The organism is Amycolatopsis sp. NPDC004079, assembly GCF_040610415.1.
GTDB lineage: Bacteria > Actinomycetota > Actinomycetes > Mycobacteriales > Pseudonocardiaceae > Amycolatopsis > Amycolatopsis halotolerans.
Map to the genome: position 1 here is coordinate 57,530 of NZ_JBEXMH010000024.1, position 15,038 is coordinate 72,567.

At 68.8% G+C, this 15,038-nt stretch carries 16 protein-coding genes; 4 read left to right on the plus strand and 12 right to left on the minus strand.

Features of this window, described 5'->3' with window-relative positions:
* Positions 1-16: 16 nt before the first annotated feature.
* On the plus strand, positions 17-748 hold the full coding sequence (locus ABZX37_RS24380; protein WP_354743114.1) for a class I SAM-dependent methyltransferase: 732 nt from the start codon (positions 17-19) through the stop codon (positions 746-748).
* Between the two features lie 27 nt (positions 749-775).
* On the opposite strand, the gene ABZX37_RS24385 is transcribed toward ABZX37_RS24380, so the two are convergent.
* The 7 genes from ABZX37_RS24385 to ABZX37_RS24415 form a co-directional block, all read right to left on the minus strand.
* Positions 776-1,333 (minus strand): gamma-glutamylcyclotransferase, encoded by a 558-nt coding sequence (locus ABZX37_RS24385; RefSeq protein WP_354743116.1) that lies wholly within the window; start codon positions 1,331-1,333, stop codon positions 776-778.
* A gap of 65 nt (positions 1,334-1,398) precedes the next feature.
* On the minus strand, positions 1,399-2,496 hold the full coding sequence (locus ABZX37_RS24390; protein ID WP_354743118.1) for an S-(hydroxymethyl)mycothiol dehydrogenase: 1,098 nt from the start codon (positions 2,494-2,496) through the stop codon (positions 1,399-1,401).
* A 77-nt stretch (positions 2,497-2,573) separates the two neighbouring features.
* Entirely contained in the window at positions 2,574-3,080 is a 507-nt protein-coding gene (locus tag ABZX37_RS24395; RefSeq protein WP_354743120.1) for a DinB family protein, read from the minus strand.
* A gap of 44 nt (positions 3,081-3,124) precedes the next feature.
* Complete coding sequence (locus ABZX37_RS24400) at positions 3,125-4,384, minus strand: peptidase C39 family protein (protein WP_354743122.1); 1,260 nt, start codon at positions 4,382-4,384, stop codon at positions 3,125-3,127.
* Positions 4,385-4,458: 74 nt separating this feature from the next.
* Complete coding sequence (locus ABZX37_RS24405; RefSeq protein ID WP_354743124.1) at positions 4,459-4,860, minus strand: PaaI family thioesterase; 402 nt, start codon at positions 4,858-4,860, stop codon at positions 4,459-4,461.
* Positions 4,861-4,912: 52 nt separating this feature from the next.
* Positions 4,913-6,628, minus strand: coding sequence for a TIGR03767 family metallophosphoesterase (locus ABZX37_RS24410; protein WP_354743126.1), 1,716 nt, complete (start codon positions 6,626-6,628; stop codon positions 4,913-4,915).
* Positions 6,629-6,861: 233 nt separating this feature from the next.
* Entirely contained in the window at positions 6,862-7,155 is a 294-nt protein-coding gene (locus ABZX37_RS24415; RefSeq protein ID WP_354743248.1) for a DUF1330 domain-containing protein, read from the minus strand.
* 51 nt (positions 7,156-7,206) lie between these two features.
* Here ABZX37_RS24415 and ABZX37_RS24420 point away from each other — a divergent pair, with 51 nt between their 5' ends.
* On the plus strand, positions 7,207-7,665 hold the full coding sequence (locus ABZX37_RS24420; RefSeq protein ID WP_354743128.1) for a MarR family transcriptional regulator: 459 nt from the start codon (positions 7,207-7,209) through the stop codon (positions 7,663-7,665).
* Here ABZX37_RS24420 and ABZX37_RS24425 read toward each other — a convergent pair.
* The 5 genes from ABZX37_RS24425 to ABZX37_RS24445 all read right to left on the minus strand — a co-directional run bounded on the left by ABZX37_RS24425 (position 7,656) and on the right by ABZX37_RS24445 (position 12,973).
* Entirely contained in the window at positions 7,656-8,126 is a 471-nt protein-coding gene (locus tag ABZX37_RS24425; RefSeq protein WP_354743130.1) for a DUF4190 domain-containing protein, read from the minus strand. The two genes, ABZX37_RS24420 and ABZX37_RS24425, sit on opposite strands and share 10 nt — an antisense overlap.
* Before the next feature lie 91 nt (positions 8,127-8,217).
* Positions 8,218-9,036 carry a carbohydrate ABC transporter permease gene (locus ABZX37_RS24430; protein ID WP_354743132.1) on the minus strand — a complete coding sequence of 273 codons (819 nt, stop codon included), beginning with the start codon at positions 9,034-9,036 and terminating at the stop codon, positions 8,218-8,220.
* Entirely contained in the window at positions 9,033-9,944 is a 912-nt protein-coding gene (locus ABZX37_RS24435; protein ID WP_354743134.1) for a sugar ABC transporter permease, read from the minus strand. The genes ABZX37_RS24430 and ABZX37_RS24435 overlap by 4 nt, the downstream gene beginning before the upstream one ends.
* Entirely contained in the window at positions 9,941-11,245 is a 1,305-nt protein-coding gene (locus ABZX37_RS24440; protein WP_354743136.1) for a sugar ABC transporter substrate-binding protein, read from the minus strand. Before ABZX37_RS24440 ends, ABZX37_RS24435 begins: the two co-directional genes overlap by 4 nt.
* 99 nt (positions 11,246-11,344) lie before the next feature.
* Complete coding sequence (locus ABZX37_RS24445; protein ID WP_354743138.1) at positions 11,345-12,973, minus strand: long-chain fatty acid--CoA ligase; 1,629 nt, start codon at positions 12,971-12,973, stop codon at positions 11,345-11,347.
* 462 nt (positions 12,974-13,435) lie between these two features.
* Between ABZX37_RS24445 and mihF the strand changes: the two genes are divergently transcribed.
* Positions 13,436-13,747, plus strand: coding sequence for an integration host factor, actinobacterial type (gene mihF / locus ABZX37_RS24450; RefSeq protein WP_020664542.1), 312 nt, complete (start codon positions 13,436-13,438; stop codon positions 13,745-13,747).
* Positions 13,748-13,841: 94 nt separating this feature from the next.
* Positions 13,842-15,008 (plus strand): isochorismate synthase, encoded by a 1,167-nt coding sequence (locus tag ABZX37_RS24455; protein ID WP_354743140.1) that lies wholly within the window; start codon positions 13,842-13,844, stop codon positions 15,006-15,008.
* Positions 15,009-15,038: the final 30 nt, after the last annotated feature.

Sequence of the window (15,038 nt, forward strand, 5' to 3'; positions counted from 1 at the left end):
GGGCAGACTGGCGCGGGTGAGCGATGCAGTGGGTTCCTTTCCGCAATACGAAGTGTTCGCCGACGAATTCCTCGACCACGCGCAAAACGGGTTCTACAACGCGCACTACGACCGCCCGGCCTGCCTGGAATTACTGGGCGACGTCGCCGGGCAGCACGTCCTCGACGCCGCGTGCGGTCCCGGCCTCTACGCCGAGGAACTGACCGCACGCGGCGCGCGGGTGACCGGGTTCGACCTCAGCCCGCGCATGGTCGAACTGAGCCGCGAGCGAGTGCCGACAGGCGAGTTCCGCGTCCAGGACCTGGCCGAACCGCTGGCCTGGCTGCCGGACGCGTCGGTGGATCAGGTGCTGTTCGCCCTCGCGCTGGAGTACGTGGACGACCGGGTTAGCGCGCTGCGCGAGTTCCGCCGGGTGCTGCGGCCAGGCGGTGCGCTGGTGTTGTCGAGGCAGCATCCGACCGGCGACTGGCTCCGGCACGGCGGCAACTACTTCGACGTCCGGGTGATCGAGGAGGTCTGGAGCCGCGGCTGGAAGGTGCGGTACTGGCTGGCTCCGCTGGAACGCACCTGCGAGGAATTGCGCGAGGCCGGGTTCCTGATCGAGCAACTGCGCGAGGGACGCCCGCCCGAGGCCGCCGCCGCGGTTGATCCCGAACGCCACGCCCGGCTTGCGCAGGAACCGCTGGGCTTCCTGACCGTGCGCGCGATCCCGGACCCGCGCCGTGAAGGACTCCTTGAGGGAATCTGATTCCCTCAAGGAGTCCTTCACGGACAGTCAGCTGAAGGCTTGCTCCGGCGGCAGGACGGTGCAGGCGAGGCCGTGTCCTGCCGCCGGTTCGCCCACGAGTGCCGCGGCTTCGGCCTGAGCCACCTCGCACATCCGGACCGGGGAATCGTTGACCAGCAACGGAAACCGGACCGGCGCGGCCCCGACGTAAGCGTGCACGCCAGAAAGCAGCACGCCGTCCAGCCGGATGTCCGCGTTGTCCAGCGTCGCCAGGTCGTACCGATTCCCGCGACCCTCGCAGACATCCAGCACGGCCATCTGTTCCGGCGTCGCGAACCAGACGAAGTGGTCCTCCGTCACGCCCGGCAGCGCGGTGAGCGTTGCCGGGCGCTGGCCGTCGCGCTCGCGCAGCCCGGCGGCCCACACCGCGGCGAGCCCGGTGCACCGGACGCGAGCCGCGACGACCGGTCCGGTCAGGCCGAGTTCGGTGCGCAGCCAGGTGATCTTCGACGGGCACGCGTTCGACCCGTACGCGAGCACCGGCGTGCGCGAACGCCACCCCGGCGGCGCGGTGTCCAGGGCATGGCCAGCGCCGTCGAGGTGCACGTATGAGCAGTCCGGCCGCGTGCCCGGGTACGGGTCGGCCGGATAGTCCGCGTCGGCGAAAAGAATCAGAACTCCACCACGCTGCGCAGCACGTCGCCGTGGTGCATTCGCTCGAAAGCCTGCTCCACGCCGTCGACGCCGATCCGCTCCGTGACGAACTTGTCCAGCGGCAACCGGCCCTGCAGGTACAGGTCGACGAGCATCGGGAAGTCCCGCGACGGCAGGCAATCGCCGTACCACGACGACTTCAGCGAACCGCCGCGCGAGAAGAAGTCGATCAGCGGCAGGTCGTTGAGCTTCATGTCCGGCGTGGGCACGCCGACCAGCACGACGGTGCCGGCGAGGTCGCGTCCGTAGAACGCCTGGCGCCAGGTCTCCGGACGGCCGACCGCGTCGATCACGACGTCCGGGCCGAACGAGTTCGTCGCGTCCTGCATCGCGGCGACCACGTCGTCCTCGCTCAAGCCGCGGCTGTTGACCGCGTGCGTGGCCCCGAAGTCCTTGGCCCACTGCAGTTTCCGGTCGTCGGTGTCGATCGCGACGATCGTGGTGGCCCCGGCCAGCCGCGCACCCGCGATGGCCGCGTCGCCGACGCCGCCGCAGCCGATCACCGCGACCGAATCGCCACGCCCGACCGCACCGGTGTTGATCGCCGCGCCGAGCCCGGCCATCACGCCGCAGCCCAGCAACCCGGCGACGGCGGGTTCAGCGCGCTCGTCGACCTTGGTGCACTGTCCACTATGGACCAGCGTCTTCTCGAGGAACGCTCCGACGCCCAGCGCGGGGGACAGCTTCGTGCCGTCGGTGAGGGTCATCGGCTGCTCGGCGTTGAAGGTCGAGAAGCAGTACCAGGGCTTGCCGCGCTTGCACGCCCGGCAGGTGCCGCAGACCGCGCGCCAGTTGAGGATCACGTAGTCGCCGGGCGCGAGATCGGTGACGCCCGCGCCGACCTTGTCCACCCGCCCCGCGGCCTCGTGCCCGAGGAGGAACGGGAACTCGTCGTTGATCCCGCCCTCGCGATAGTGCAGGTCGGTGTGGCACACCCCGCAGGCCTGCACCGACACGACGGCCTCGCCCGGTCCCGGATCCGGCACCACCACCGTCTCGAGCGTGACCGGCTCACCCTTGGCCCGCGACACGACTCCCTGGACCTCGTACGGCATATGCACAACCCTTCGACGGCGTTTCAGGGGCAGCTAATCACGGATCATGCGCATGTCGCCATAGCCCGGATCGGTCGCTACTCGCCGGTCGCCCCGTCCGCCAGCTCGCGCACCACGTCCAGCTGCCCCACATGCCGCGCGTACTCCTGAAGCAGGTGAAACAGAATCCAGCTCAACGCGGGCGGCTGCGCCGGAGGCGTGAAGCGGCCGGTGCCGCGGGCGATGTCCTCGAGCCGCGCGCCGGACACGATCGCACGAGAGGACTCGCACTCTTCCCGGAAGAGCGCCCGAACCGACTCCGCCGATTCGTCCGCGCCGACCGCCCACTTTCTGGTCTCGGGGTCCTCGTCGCCCCAGACCGGATCCACGTCCTCGCCCAGGAATCCCCAGCGCAGCCACCGTCGCTCCACGAACGCGAGGTGCTTGAGCATCTCGAGCGGGGTCCAGCCCGACGGGAGCCTGCTGGTGCGCAGCTCGCCGTCGGACAGGCCGTCGAGCTTGCGCAGCAGCGTCGCCCGGTAGTAGTCGAGGTAGGCGAGCAGCAGCTCGCGCGGGTCGGTCAAAGTGTCCGAGGGTTCGCTCACGGACGGGAATGTAGCCCCGAAGCGGCAAGGCGGACCAGCGCGTTTTACGGCGTGATCAGGTAAACCACGCCGCCCGGCCCGCCGGCCACCGCGCCGCTGTCGGTGTGCCGTTTCGTGCGCTGCCAGATCTTCTCGAACTGGTCGCGCTTGTACACCGTGCGCACGCGGCCGTCGGAGCTGGACGCCGGGTCGTTCGCGATCACATCGCCCGCCTGGGTGAAGCCGACGACGACCATCAGGTGCCCGGCCGTGCCGTAGCCCGCGCCGTCGAGTTCGCTGGCCAGGAACGACTGCGAGGTGATCACCGGGATGCCGCGCGCGATGTAGCCCTCGAGTTCGTTGAGGTCGTGCAGCCGCGTGATGTGCCCGCGCAACCCGAGCGAAGCGGCGTACGCGGTGTTGAACGGCCAGTTGCCGGTGCCGTCGTACGCGTAGTCGAAGGTGTTGCGAGCGGCGTAGACGACCGAACGGTCCTGGTAGTCCGCCGGGATCCAGTCCATCTGCCGCGCGGACGGCTTGCGGCCCCAGTACTCGGCGACCATCTCGGTCGACGTCGGGCTGCACCAGGCCTCGCCGCCACCGCCGTACTGCGGGAACTGTCCTTTGTGGATGTTCTGGGCGAACGGCGGCACCTTCAGCTCGATCCCGCGCGCCCGGCCGGGTTTGGTGGTCTGCACGTCGAACCGGTCCGGAACGTTCGAGGTCATCGCGCCGAGCGAGGACAGCGTCGGCGTAGTGGGCGAACCCTGCTCGCGGTACAGCGTCACGCGCAGCTGGTACGAGCGCAGCGTGACGCCCGCCTTCGTGGCGAGCGTGTCGACGTCGACCGAGGCGTTGGCGTCGCTCTGCCCGTCGACGCTGGTGCGGTGGATGTCGGCGTCCCCGCTGGCCCAGCGGCCCATGGTGTACCAGGTGGTTTCGGCTCCAGCCGAAGTCCGGCCGCGCGCCTGCACCTCCAGCCACGTCTTCGCCGGGGTGCGCGCGTTCCACGACGCGATCAGCTGCGTCGCGTCGAAGCCCTGCCGGTACTTCGGCGACGTCCAGGTGCCGTAGTCGTAGGTGCGCGTGGTGCCGAGCCCGGGTTCGGTGTGTGCGACGCTGCCCGCCGGATGCGTGATCCGCAGGCCGCCGTAGCCGAAGCCGAGCCCGTCGAGCCGGCCCGCGAAGAACGAGCCGGACGACCATTCGTGGTAGTCGATGGCCTCGTCGTTACGCGCCTGCCGCGGTTCCGCGGCGGCGACCTGGGTCGCACCAGCCGTGAGCATGACGATGGACAGTAACGTGCACAATCCGCGAACCCGCATTCCGGCTCCGTCCCCAGACCCCAGTGGTAGCCAAAGATTTTCGCCTTCCGGAGCGGGTAAGTAAAGAGCCGCCGCTACAACACTGCTTGCGTCTGGGTGATTTTCGCGGCCAGCTTGCCGTCGTCGTCATGGATTTCGGTCTCGACGACCACGACCCGGCGCCCGGCGTGCAGTGGTCTGGACGACGCGGTGGCGTACCCCGAACGGACGCCGCGCAGGAAGTTCGTCTTCGACTCCAGCGTCGTCGTGCCCTGCGCGCCCTCGGGAAGATTGAGGAACGCGCAGACGGCCCCGGTCGAATCGGCCAGCGCCATCAGGGCGCCGCCGTGCAGCACGCCGCCGAGCGTGCACAGCGATTCGTCCCACGCGATCCGGCTGCGGACCAGGTCCGGGCCGTGCTCCAGCACCTCGATGCCGAGCCGTTCGCTGAACGGCATCGTCTTGTGGAACAGCTCCGTGCCTTCGACGTCGGTCATGCCGAGCAGTCAACCGCAGCCGGATGCGTGGCGTCGATTACCTCGCGGGTAATCAGCTGAGCGGGTTGGTCAGCAGCAGTTCGGTGTTGCGGTCGCCCGCCTCGCCGACGTGGCTGAGGTTGGCGTGGATGTCGTTGTAGGAGAACTCGCGGTACATCGAGGCGAGCGCGTCGGGCGTGCGGGCGGAGTAGTCCACGGCGTACGGGGCGTCGGCCTCGATGAGCGTGGTGAACACCGAGAGCGTGCCGTCGTGGTTGTCGGCCAGCTCGATCACCCGCGCGTGCTGCGGGAAGTCGATGTGGCTGGCGGTGTTGATCTCCCAGAAGCTCTGCGCCGGGGTTTTGCCGACGTGCGGGGTGATCTTGTTGAGGTGCGTGTGCCCGTTGACCCAGGCCACGACGTTCGGGAAGCGCTGCAGCATCGCGACGAACGTGTCGCCGTTGAGCCGCGGGTCCAGCAGGTGGCGCGCGTCGGGCAGGAGGTTGCCCATGGTGCCGCTGGTGTGGTGGCTGAAGAGGACGAACAGCTCGTCGGTGACGGAGTGCGTGACCTTGCGGCCGAAGAAGTCGTAGTACGTCGAGCTGTTCCGCTTGAGCGTCGACTCGACCCAGTTGAATTGCGCGAGCCCGATCGACCCGTCGGCGAACCCGCCCTGAGTAGTGGTGTCGAGGCTGATGCCGGTGACCCCAGGCGCGATCCGGAACGTGTAGTAGACGTTGCGCCCGTCGGAGTTGGCATCGGTGAAGCCGTGCCCGACCGGCCCCGGCCCGGTGTTCTTCGCGGCGAGATGCGCCTTGACGAACTCCGAAGTGCTGAACGGCCGCCGCCGCGGATCCGGCGTGACCTCGCGAACGGTGCCGCCGCCGAACAGTTCGCCAAGCGGCACACTCTGGCCCTGCTGGATGGCGGTGCCGAGCTTGCGCGCGCTGCTCTCGTCCTTGCCGATGACCTTGTATTTGCCGGTGTACCAGGCCTCGATGCCCGGAATGCCCTCCGGCAGCGTGCCGACGACGCTGTCGTCGTGATTGCCGAACGTGCAGTACCACGGCAGGTTCAACCCAGGCGCGGTGAACGACGAGATCCCGGCTTCGAGCAGCCCGGGGATCTGCGGAAAGCCCTTCTTGGTGTAGTCGTCGGCGAGCCTCGTGCCCGGGTTCCAGAACTCCGGGTTACCCGACGCCTGAACACCCTCGTAGCGATTCGGGTCGCCGGAATTGGGTGTGATCGCGCCGCCGTTGAGCGTCGTGAGGAACCAGTCGAGCTCGAGCAGCTCGTGGTTGTCGGTGTTGTCGCCGGTGGTCATGACGAAGTCGAACTGCCGCCCCGTGAACGGCCCCGCGCGCAAGCTGTTGACCCGCTTGACGAGCGCACTGGTCGCGACCGTGCCGAGCGTTTCCTGCGGCCGATGCGCGGACCCGATGAACGGATGCAGGTACTCGAACCGGGCAGGCGATTCGGTGTCGGTGATGTGCAGGTCAGTGAACTGCACGAACGCGCCGAGCGCGGTCCGCCGATCGTCGCGCCCGGCCTTGGCCTCGACGAGATCCGCCCGCACGGCGACCGGCCAGCCGGGCCCGGCGGAAAGCCGCGAGTATCCAGTCGGCGCGCCGGAAGCGGCCTGGTCCAGCGTCGTCCCGCCGGTCCGGACGGCCCGCTGGCTGGTCCGCTTCAAGGCCCGGTCCAGTGCGTTGGCCGTCGGGGTGCACAGCAGCAACCCCACCCCGGCCACGCCCGCCGTGGTGAACGCCCGCCTGGTCAGTTCCGCCATGTTCCGCTCCCCGCCTCTCGCCCGTGCCCCAGCACGCTCCCGGATGTCCATGACCGGCCGGTGAACGAGACCAGAGCAGAACGCGAAGGTCTCTCACATTTGCCGTGACAATGCGGGTGACTCTGTCACACGGGGGAGGGGGGTGCTACCGCCGAACGGAGGGGGTGGTCACGGCACCGGACACCCCTGCGGACTCCCGGAATCCGGTGCCGAGACCGTTGCGGCGTTGTCGGTCAGTCGATGCCTTCGACGATGCGGAAGTCGCGCTCGACGCCGTCGGCGAGGACCGCCAGTGCCTCCTGGTAAGCCTCGCTCTCGTAGGCCGCGACGGCCTGTTCGAAGCTGTCGAACTCGATCAGAACGGCGCGTTCCGCGATTCCGGCCTCGCGGGTGGCGACCCGGCCGTCACGGGACAGGAGCCGCCCGCCTCCGGCTCGAACGGCCGGACCGGCCAGCTTGTTGTAGGCGGCCAGCTTCTCGGGGTCGGAAATGACGCGGTAGATGCTGGCCCAGTAACCCTTGGCCATGGAAACCTCCGGATGCATAGATCATTTATATAAATACTCTATGCTTCACGGATGAGCCGTCAAGACGACACTCAGGGCGCTTCCGCGGCGATCGGGTCGGTCCTCTACGGGCTGGCCACCAGGGCCGCGAGACGCCTTCCGCGCGGGATCAGCATCACGTCCGCCGCGACCCTGGCCACCCTGCACCGGTGCGGCCCGCGGCGCATCACCGAACTGGCCGCGATCGAGGGCGTCACCCAGCCCGCGATGACCGCCCTGGTCCGGGCGATGGCGGAATCCGGTCTGGTCGAGCGGAAAGGCGACGCGGCCGACAAGCGGGTCACGCTGGTGCGGCTGACCGAGGCCGGCGCGTCGTACGTGCGGGCGCGGCACCAGGCGGGCATCGACGCGTACGCGCGGCTGATCGGCGAACTCGCCGCCGACGAGGTGGAGACTCTCGTGGCGGCGCTTCCAGCGTTGACGCGCCTGGCCGAGCTCGAACGCCAGGACCGGGAAGGGCCTCAGCAGTAGAACGCGCAGCTGGCCCCCACCGCGGACAACGACACGAAGAACCAGATCAAGAAAATCACCGCCGGGATCGCGGCCAGGATCCCGCACACCAGTCCGGCGATGCCCATGCCCTGTCCGGTCCACCCTGGCTTGCCGCCCTGCACCATGCCCGCCCAGGAGAGGCCGATCGCCGTGATCGCCGCGACCACGTCGAAGAACGGAACCCAGAAGAAGATCAACGCGACGATCCCGACGACCATCCCGGCCACCGCGAGCCCGCTGGTCTTGAGCGGGACAACGCCCGGATAAGGAGCGGCATAAGGCGACCCGTACATCGGCGCCCCATAAGGCACCGGCGGCTGACCGTATCCCGGCGCGGGCGTGGGCCCGGACGGATACCCGGGAGCCGGGACGGGCGCGGACGGATGCCCCTGCGCCGGGTCTGGGCCGGGATAGGGCTGCTGCTGATAAGGGTCCGTCATGGGTGCACTCCTGCTACGACTGTGGCGACGGTGAGTCGTCGGCGGCTAACGGCGAAACGTTACGCGCGGTCGCCGGTCGATGTGACGGTTTTCAGCCTTTCAACCCGGATTCGGTGACCCCGCGTACCAGATAGCGCTGGAGAAACGCGAAGAGCGCCACGATCGGCACGATCGACAGCACCGCGGCCAGGAACAGCAGGTTCAGCTGCGGGTTCTGCGCGGTCAGCAGCCCGGACAGCGCGACCTGCACCGTCCACGAGTCCGGCGACTGCGCGATGATCAGCGGCCACAGGAACGCGTTCCAGCTGCCGATCACGGTGATCACCGCGATCGCGGCGAAGAAGCCGCGCGAATTGGGCACCACGATCTTGCGGAAGACGCCCCATCGGGACAGGCCGTCGACGCGGCCGGCGTCTTCCAGTTCCTTCGGGAAGTCCAGGAAGTACTGCCGGAACAGGAAAACGCTGAACGCGCTGAACAGGCCCGGGATCACCAGGCCGCGGAAGTCCGAGAGCCAGCCGAGCGTCGACACGACCACGAAACTCGGCACGAACGTCACCGACGTCGGGATCATCAGTGTCGCCAGCACCGCGTAGAACACCGGCTTCGAATAGCGGTACGGCACCCGCGCCAGTCCGTAACCGGCGAGCGAGCAGACCGCCAGCAGGCCGACGGTTTGCAGGACCGCGACGACGACCGAGTTCAGGATGCTGCGCGCGAACGGCACGTCCTGCTGGTCGAACAGCTTCGTGAAATTCTCCCAGTGGATCTGCTTCGGCCACAGTGTCCAGTCCGGCGCGGTGATCTCCGCGCGCGACGCGAGACCGTTGCGCAGCAACAGATAGAACGGCAGCAGGAACAGGATCGCGGACACGCCGAGCGCCGTCCAGCGAAGCACCGCGCGGATCATGACGCGCTCCGATCGAACCGGAAAAGCTTGCCCTGCAGGAGCGTCACGGCGGCGATCAGCAGCGCCAGGATGATCGCGCCCGCGCTGCCGCGGCCCAGATCCTGGCCGCCGGAGCCGAGGGAGGTGTAGTAGAGGTACACCAGCGGCGGCCGCGCGAACGGCGGGTAACCCCGGGAATCGCCCATGATGTTGTAGAACTCGTCGAACGCCTGATAGGCGTTGATCAGGTTCAGCAGCAGCACGGCCACCGACGTCGCGCGCAGCTGCGGCAGCGTGATGTGCCGGAAAACCTGCCAGCCCGGTTTCGCGCCGTCGAGCCACGCCGCCTCGTACAGATGCTGCGGAATCCGTTGCAGCGCGGCGAGGAACAGGATCATGTAGAAGCCGAGCTGCAGCCACAGCCGGGCGGTCACCAGCACGATCCAGTACAGCGGCGGGTGCACGGTGCCGGTCCACGCCACCGGGTCGACGCCGAAGACGCCGAGCACGGTGTTCGCGAGGCCGTAGCGGACGCCGGAGAACAGCGACGTCTTCCAGATCAGCGACGCCACCACGTACGAACACGCGAACGGCAGGAAGAACACCGAACGGAAGAACGCCTTCGCGAACCTCAGCTGGTTCACGCCGACCGCCAGCGCCAGCGACAGCACGAACGTCAGCGGAACGATGAAGACGGCGAACACGCTGAACGTGCCGAGGCTCGAGACGAACGGCCCGTCGGAAAGCATGTGCGCGTAGTTGTCCAGGCCGACGAAGACGCTCGGGGTGACGGTGTTGCGCGCGTCGAAGAACGACAGGTACAGGCTCCACCCGATCGGCACGTAGGCGAAGATCGCCAGTCCGAGCAGGAACGGGCCCACGAACCCCCAGAACGCCAGCGTATCCCGGGCTTTCCGGGACAGCTTCATCCGAAAAGGCGTTTCAGCTCGGACTGCGCGACGGTGACCGCGGCCTTGGTCTGCGCCACCGGGTCCGCGCCCTCCTTGGCGATCTTCGCGACCGCGTCCGACAGCGCGGTGTTCGCGGTCTGTGTCCACACTGGACCGCCGATGAGGTGGCTGTTCTCCTTGACGAACTTCACCACGTCCGCGGCCGGGCCGGTTTGCAGCGTCTGCGCTTTGTCGATCAGGCTCTGCCGGGCGGGCACGTGGAAGCCGTAGCGGGTGGCGAATTCGAGCTGGCTGTCGGTCTGGTCGATCCACAGCCACTTCACGAACGCCTTGGCCTCGTTGACGTGCGCGCTCTTCGCGTTGACCATCGCGCCGTACGCGCCGACCGGAACTGAGGGCTTGCCGCTGTCGTCCAGCTTCGGGAACGGCAGGACGCCGAAGTCGTCGTTGAGCGCGTCGCGGACCTTCGGGACGTTCCACAGCCCGGTCCACTGCATCGCGCAGAGCCCGTCGACGAACGCGCCCGGGTCCGACCAGTCGGCGGGAGCGCCGAGCAGCAGGGAACCGTTGGTGTTCAGCGTGTGCAGCTTGCTGAACGCGGCGGCCGAACGCGGATCGTCGAAGCCGACCTCGCGGTTGTTGTTCTTCAGATAGTCGAGCCCGGCCGACCACAGCAGCGGCCCGGTGAGCGTGCCGACGCCGCCGTCATTGCCCGCGAACAGGCCCTTCACGCCGTCCTTCGACAGCTTGCTCGCGGCGTCGATCAGCTCGTCCACGGACTGCGGCGGCTGCACGCCGGCGGCCTGCAGCATGCTCTTGCGGTAGAAGAGCACCTGCGTGTCGGTGGCCTGCGGAATGCCGTAGACCTTGCCCTCCACCGTCTGCGCGGCGAGCACGGCGGGGCTGAAGTCGTTCTTGACCGGTCCGATGATGTCGTCCAGCGACACCACCTGGTTCTGCCGGACCCAGTCGATCTTCACCTGCGCCTCGAAGACGTCCGGCACCGGGCTGTTCTGCAGCGCGGTGACGATCTTCGAGTCGTAGTCGCCGGGGTTCCACACCACGTTGACCTTCGCGCCCGAGTAGCTGGCCGCGTAGTTCTTGACGGCTTCCTGCACGCCGTCCTCGCCGTAGGCGTGGTACCACTGCTGCAGCGTGACCTTCGGGGCCTGCGACGTGGTCGACGCACCCGCCGACATCGCCGTGGACGGCGGCGGATCCCCCGGCCGCCCGGTATTCGACCCGCACGCCGCCGCGACCGCTCCCACCGCCGCCGTTCCCGCCAACGACAGGAACGCCCTCCTGCTTCGCTGCTGCATCCCCAGTTCTCCTCCGACGTGCTGGGAAGGACTCCTTGCGTGCAACAGATTCCCGCACGAAGTCCTTCCCAGGCCGACAACTCGCCGGAGATTTACCGCTCAGAGGTGTGAGATGTCGAGCTTTCCCTCGGAGTAGGACGCGCGCAGCCGCTTCTTGTCGAACTTGCCGACGCTCGTCTTGGGCACCTCCGCCACGAACGTCCAGTTCTCCGGCAGCTGCCACTTAGCGACCTTGTCCGACAGGTATTCGCGCAGTTCTTCGGCGGTGGTCTGCTGGCCTTCCTTGACCACGACGGCGACCAGCGGGCGTTCGTCCCACTTCTCGTCCGGGATGCCGACGACCGCCGCCTCGGCTACCGCCGGATGGCCCATCACCGCGTTCTCCAGATCCACCGACGAAATCCACTCGCCGCCGGACTTGATCACGTCCTTCGCGCGGTCGGTCAGGGTCAGGAAGCCGTCCGGGCTGATCTTGCCGACGTCGCCGGTGCGCAGCCAGCCGTCGTGGAACTTCTCCGGGTCGATGTCCGATCCGCCGTGGTAGGCGCCGGCGATCCACGGACCGGAGACCTCCAGCTCGCCGACCGCCTCGTTGTCCCACGGCAGTTCCTCGCCGTCGTCGCCGATCAGCCGGGCCGCCACGGACGCCGGGAACCGGCCCTGGGTGTAGCGGTAGGCCCAGCGCTCCTCGCCGGTCGCGCTGGCGGGCGGACGCGCGACGCTGCCCAGCGGCGACGTCTCGGTCATGCCCCACGCGTGCAGGATCGGCACGTCGTAGCGCTCCTCGAAGGCGTGCATCAGCGACGGCGGCGCGGCCGATCCGCCGACGACCACCTCGCGCACGTGGCTGATGTCCTGCGGGTTCGCGTCCAGGTGCGCGAGCAGGCCCTGCCAGATCGTCGGCACCGCGGCCGCGAACGTCGGTTTCTCCGCGGCCAGCAGCGCCGCGATCGGGGCCGGCTGCAGGAACCGGTCCGGCATCAGCAGCGAGGCGCCGACCATCATCGCCGCGTACGGCAGGCCCCACGACATCGCGTGGAACATCGGCACGATCGCCAGCGCCAGGTCTTCCTGGGCGAGCCGCATGCTGTCGGTCATGCAGACCTGCATCGAGTGCAGCCAGATCGACCGGTGCGAGTAGACGACGCCCTTCGGGTCACCCGTGGTGCCGGACGTGTAACACATCGCGGCCGCGGCCCGCTCGTCGATCTCCGGCCAGTCGAACTCGTCGGACTGCCCGGCCAGGAGCTCGTCGTAGGAGTGCACGGTGACGCCCTCGGGCGCGGTCAGCGCGGACGCGTCGCCGTTGGCCACGATCACGTGCTTGACCGTCTTCATCCCGGGCAGGTTGCTCGCCAGCAGCGGAACGAGCGTGCCGTCGACGATGACGACGTGGTCCTCGGCGTGGTTCGCGACGAAAACCAGCTGTTCGGGGAACAGCCGGATGTTCAGCGTGTGCAGCACCGCGCCCATGGCGGGCACTGCCAGGTAGGCGGCGAGGTGCTCGGCGTTGTTCCACATGAACGTGCCGACCCGCTGGTCGCCGGTGACGCCGAGGCCGCGCAGCGCGTTCGCCAGCCGGGCGGCGTGCTTGCCGAGCTCCGCGTACGTCTCCCGGCGGGCTTCTGAACCGGTCCAGGTGACGACTTCGCTCTTCGCGTGCACCTTCGTGCCGTGGCGCAGCAGCTTCGCGAGCGACAGCTGTCCGTCCTGCATCGTGCTCAACATGGGTGACTCCCGTGGTGCTGGTTCGCCGGTGAACTGGGGGTGCGCCCGACTCTAATGCGCATCCGCCGGATCAGGCACGAACAAGTTCGGTAACGGCTTGCCGGGCCTCTCCCGCCATCGGGTGGCGGCCCCGGCCGTTCATGATCCACTTCTGTCGCGCTTTCTGTTGCGGGACAAGAAAATGCGTTGTGTTAACTGTGTGGAAATACACTCCCGTTCGGGTGGGGTAATGGGGGTGGAAATGAGCCCTTCGAGGCCGTTTTCACAGGTCGCGAGGGGTCCCCTCGCGCAGGTCCGCCGTGCCCGTCGACGGGTGATAAGTGCGTGTCGGTTGCGCGTACTGCGGGCACGTGGCGTTTACTGGGGCCGTGGTAAGTGACGGCTGGCCAGCGCTTGCAGCTGCAAGCATCGGCTGAGACCGTCGGCCGCGAAAGCGGAGACCTGAGAGGAAAGGACATTACGTTGGCTCTGCCCACGTTGACTCCGGAGCAGCGCGCCGAGGCCCTCGCCAAGGCGGCAGAGGCTCGTAAGGCGCGTTCGGAGCTGCTCGCTTCGATCAAGTCCGGCAAGGAGAGCATCGAGTCGGTGCTCAAGCGGGCCAAGGAGAACAAGACCGTCGGCAAGACGAAGGTCACGCAGCTTCTCAAGGCGGTGCCCGGACTGGGCGCGGTCAAGGTCGCCGCGCTGCTCGAGCAGGCGGGGATCGACCCCGACCGCCGGGCCGCTGGCCTGGGCGAACGGCAGCGCGAAGCGCTGATCGACGCGCTCAAGTAACGCTGATCCGGCGGCCGCGGGGAAGGTGTGCGCGAAGGTGTTGCACCGGCGACACTTTCCCCGCGGCGCTCCCGGATCCTGAGACGCTGGTGGAGTGACGACCAGTACCGCGCCGGCGACCCCGGCCGAGACCACCGTCCGCTACCAGCGCGGCGACTTCTTGTTCGCGACCGCCCGGCGTGCCCTGCTCGCCCGCGGTGCGCTCGGGACCGTCACCGACGCCGACCCGCGCCGCCTCGCCCGCTCGGCAGCCGCTGAGCTGGAGCGTTCCGGCGTGCCGCTCGCCGTCGGGGTGCTGCCGTTCGACACCGGACCCGGCGCTTCCTCGCCGGGGCACTTGGTGCTGCCCCGGACGGTGCATCGCGCCCAGTCCGACGCCGAGACCCCGCCCGCTCCGCCCGCCGCCGACCTGCCCGCTCCCGCGGCCACCCGGCGGCTTCCGTCCGCGGACGGCCACCGCGAGAACGTGCGCGCAGCTGTCGCCGCACTGCGCGACCGTGACCTGCGCAAAGCCGTGCTCGCCCGCGCGCTCGAGCTGGAATTCGACGCACCGATCCCGGTCGAGGGAATCGTGCGCAACCTCGCGCGCGGCAACCCGCGCCACTTCACCTACGCCGCCGAACTGCCTGGTGGCCGCACTCTCGTCGGGGCCACCCCGGAGCTGCTGCTTTCCCGGACCGGCGACTCCGTGTTCACGAACCCGCACGCCGGGTCGATGCCGCGTTCGGCGGACCCGGAGACCGACCGGGCCAACGGCGAAGCCCTCCTCGCGTCCGCGAAGGACCGCGAGGAGCACGACCTGGTGATCGACTACGTCGTCGAGTCGCTGCGGCCGTTCTGCCGGAAACTCGACGTCCCGGCCGGTCCGGAGCTGGTCTCCACGCCCGCGATCTGGCACCTGCGGACGTCCATCACCGGCGAGCTGGCGGACCGCTCGGTGACCGCCCTCGACCTCGCCGCCGCGATGCATCCGACGCCGGCGGTCTGCGGCACCCCGACCGTCGCCGCGCGCGACCTGGTGCAGGAGCTGGAGCCGTTCGACCGCGGGTACTACGCGGGCGCGGTCGGCTGGGTGGACGCGGCGGGCGACGGGGAGTGGGCCGTCGCGATCCGGTGCGCCGAGGTGGCCGAGAAGTCGATGCGGCTCTACGCGGGCGGCGGCATCGTGCCCGCGTCGGATCCGGACACCGAGTACCGGGAGACGATCGCGAAGTTCCGCACGCTGCTCGGCGCGATGGGGCTGGACGACAGCGCCTCGTGAGTGGCAATGCCGGTGAGAACCGGGATTGCC